Annotated in this window: 1 protein-coding gene; it reads right to left on the reverse strand. The window is 62.8% G+C overall.

The features are described from left to right. Nucleotides 1-91: 91 nt before the first annotated feature. A partial coding sequence (locus P3W85_RS13215) for an ATP-binding protein (RefSeq protein ID WP_276265109.1) occupies nt 92-782 on the reverse strand: 691 nt, incomplete at its 5' end.

Here is a 782-nt window from a genome sequence, read left to right on the forward strand (position 1 = left end):
CCTTCGGGGCGGCGAAACTGCAGTTGACTTTGAAGTTAAGCCGTTAAGCCGTTGATTTTGATTTTGATCTCCCAAAACCAAAACCCAAAACCTACGCCCGCCTGAAAAACGCACTAACCACCAGGCCAGTAGCCGGCGGCGGCCGATTAGCCAGCATCAGCCTCCCCCCATTCCTCTGCAGGATCCGGTTGACGATCGACATCCCCAACCCGGCCCCCTTGGCCTCGCTGCGAGCGCCGTCCAGCCGGTAGAACGGCCTGGTCAGCAACGGCAATTGCGCATCCGGCACCCCGCTGCCATGGTCGGCCACCGTCAACACGGCTTCCTTGTCCTCGATCCGCGTGCTGATCTCGACCACGGCCATGCCGTTGTCTTCGTCCTTGGCATAGCGCCGCGCGTTTTCGACCAGGTTGTCCAGGATGCGCTGTACTTCCATGCGATTGGCCACGGCCATGACCGGCTCGCTGGCGCGTACGTGCACGCGCACGTCGTCGTGCGCGCCGTAGACGCTGACCGCGTCCTGTACCAGGGCCGAGAGATCGACTGGCTCGACGGTTTCCAGCGCCGGCCGCGCGTAGTTGAGGAACTGCCCGATGATGGCGTCCATCTGTTCGATGTCGGCGATCATCGCTTCGCGGGTGGTGTTATCCACGGGCGACATTTCGGTTTCCAGGCGCAGCCGGGTGAGCGGCGTGCGCAAGTCGTGCGAAATGCCGGCGAGCATCACCACGCGGTCGTCATCGAGCTGGCGCAGGTCGCGCACCATCTGGTTGAAGCTGTGA

The sequence above is a fragment of the Cupriavidus basilensis genome (assembly GCF_029335485.1).
Taxonomy (GTDB): domain Bacteria; phylum Pseudomonadota; class Gammaproteobacteria; order Burkholderiales; family Burkholderiaceae; genus Cupriavidus; species Cupriavidus basilensis_E.